This is a genomic window from Pseudomonas sp. A-B-19, assembly GCF_019947515.1.
Classification (GTDB): Bacteria; Pseudomonadota; Gammaproteobacteria; order Pseudomonadales; family Pseudomonadaceae; genus Aquipseudomonas.
This window is the reverse complement of sequence record NZ_JAGYGN010000057.1, coordinates 1-2563: the sequence shown is the minus strand read 5'-3', so window position 1 is coordinate 2563 and position 2563 is coordinate 1. Positions and strand designations below refer to the sequence as shown.

General features: G+C 52.4%; 1 rRNA gene. It reads left to right on the top strand.

The features are described 5' to 3' along the window. Positions 1-2542: ribosomal RNA gene (locus KGA81_RS29870) — 23S ribosomal RNA — on the top strand; the annotation flags it as partial. Positions 2543-2563: the final 21 nt, after the last annotated feature.

The window sequence follows — 2563 nt, the reverse complement described above, 5'->3', positions numbered from 1 at the left end:
ATGAAATCGAGTAGGACGGAGCACGAGAAACTTTGTCTGAATATGGGGGGACCATCCTCCAAGGCTAAATACTACTGACTGACCGATAGTGAACTAGTACCGTGAGGGAAAGGCGAAAAGAACCCCGGAGAGGGGAGTGAAATAGATCCTGAAACCGTATGCGTACAAGCAGTGGGAGCCCACTTTGTTGGGTGACTGCGTACCTTTTGTATAATGGGTCAGCGACTTATTTTCAGTGGCGAGCTTAACCGAATAGGGGAGGCGTAGCGAAAGCGAGTCTTAATAGGGCGTCTAGTCGCTGGGAATAGACCCGAAACCGGGCGATCTATCCATGGGCAGGTTGAAGGTTAGGTAACACTGACTGGAGGACCGAACCGACTACCGTTGAAAAGTTAGCGGATGACCTGTGGATCGGAGTGAAAGGCTAATCAAGCTCGGAGATAGCTGGTTCTCCTCGAAAGCTATTTAGGTAGCGCCTCATGTATCACTGTAGGGGGTAGAGCACTGTTTCGGCTAGGGGGTCATCCCGACTTACCAAACCGATGCAAACTCCGAATACCTACAAGTGCCGAGCATGGGAGACACACGGCGGGTGCTAACGTCCGTCGTGAAAAGGGAAACAACCCAGACCGTCAGCTAAGGTCCCAAAGTTATGGTTAAGTGGGAAACGATGTGGGAAGGCTTAGACAGCTAGGAGGTTGGCTTAGAAGCAGCCACCCTTTAAAGAAAGCGTAATAGCTCACTAGTCGAGTCGGCCTGCGCGGAAGATGTAACGGGGCTCAAACCATACACCGAAGCTACGGGTATCACCTTCGGGTGATGCGGTAGAGGAGCGTTCTGTAAGCCTGTGAAGGTGAGTTGAGAAGCTTGCTGGAGGTATCAGAAGTGCGAATGCTGACATGAGTAACGACAATGGGTGTGAAAAACACCCACGCCGAAAGACCAAGGTTTCCTGCGCAACGTTAATCGACGCAGGGTTAGTCGGTCCCTAAGGCGAGGCTGAAAAGCGTAGTCGATGGAAAACAGGTTAATATTCCTGTACTTCTGGTTATTGCGATGGAGGGACGGAGAAGGCTAGGCCAGCTTGGCGTTGGTTGTCCAAGTTTAAGGTGGTAGGCTGAGATCTTAGGTAAATCCGGGATCTTAAGGCCGAGAGCTGATGACGAGTTACCCTTTGGGTGACGAAGTGGTTGATGCCATGCTTCCAAGAAAAGCTTCTAAGCTTCAGGTAACCAGGAACCGTACCCCAAACCGACACAGGTGGTTGGGTAGAGAATACCAAGGCGCTTGAGAGAACTCGGGTGAAGGAACTAGGCAAAATGGCACCGTAACTTCGGGAGAAGGTGCGCCGGTGAGGGTGAAGCATTTACTGCGTAAGCCCACGCCGGTCGAAGATACCAGGCCGCTGCGACTGTTTATTAAAAACACAGCACTCTGCAAACACGAAAGTGGACGTATAGGGTGTGACGCCTGCCCGGTGCCGGAAGGTTAATTGATGGGGTTAGCTAACGCGAAGCTCTTGATCGAAGCCCCGGTAAACGGCGGCCGTAACTATAACGGTCCTAAGGTAGCGAAATTCCTTGTCGGGTAAGTTCCGACCTGCACGAATGGCGTAACGATGGCGGCGCTGTCTCCACCCGAGACTCAGTGAAATTGAAATCGCTGTGAAGATGCAGTGTATCCGCGGCTAGACGGAAAGACCCCGTGAACCTTTACTATAGCTTTGCACTGGACTTTGAATTTGCTTGTGTAGGATAGGTGGGAGGCTTTGAAGCGTGGACGCCAGTTCGCGTGGAGCCAACCTTGAAATACCACCCTGGCAACTTTGAGGTTCTAACTCAGGTCCGTTATCCGGATCGAGGACAGTGTATGGTGGGTAGTTTGACTGGGGCGGTCTCCTCCTAAAGAGTAACGGAGGAGTACGAAGGTGCGCTCAGACCGGTCGGAAATCGGTCGTAGAGTATAAAGGCAAAAGCGCGCTTGACTGCGAGACAGACACGTCGAGCAGGTACGAAAGTAGGTCTTAGTGATCCGGTGGTTCTGTATGGAAGGGCCATCGCTCAACGGATAAAAGGTACTCCGGGGATAACAGGCTGATACCGCCCAAGAGTTCATATCGACGGCGGTGTTTGGCACCTCGATGTCGGCTCATCACATCCTGGGGCTGAAGCCGGTCCCAAGGGTATGGCTGTTCGCCATTTAAAGTGGTACGCGAGCTGGGTTTAGAACGTCGTGAGACAGTTCGGTCCCTATCTGCCGTGGACGTTTGAGATTTGAGAGGGGCTGCTCCTAGTACGAGAGGACCGGAGTGGACGAACCTCTGGTGTTCCGGTTGTCACGCCAGTGGCATTGCCGGGTAGCTATGTTCGGAAAAGATAACCGCTGAAAGCATCTAAGCGGGAAACTTGCCTCAAGATGAGATCTCACTGGGACCTTGAGTCCCCTGAAGGGCCGTCGAAGACTACGACGTTGATAGGTTGGGTGTGTAAGCGCTGTGAGGCGTTGAGCTAACCAATACTAATTGCCCGTGAGGCTTGACCATATAACACCCAAGCAATCTGCC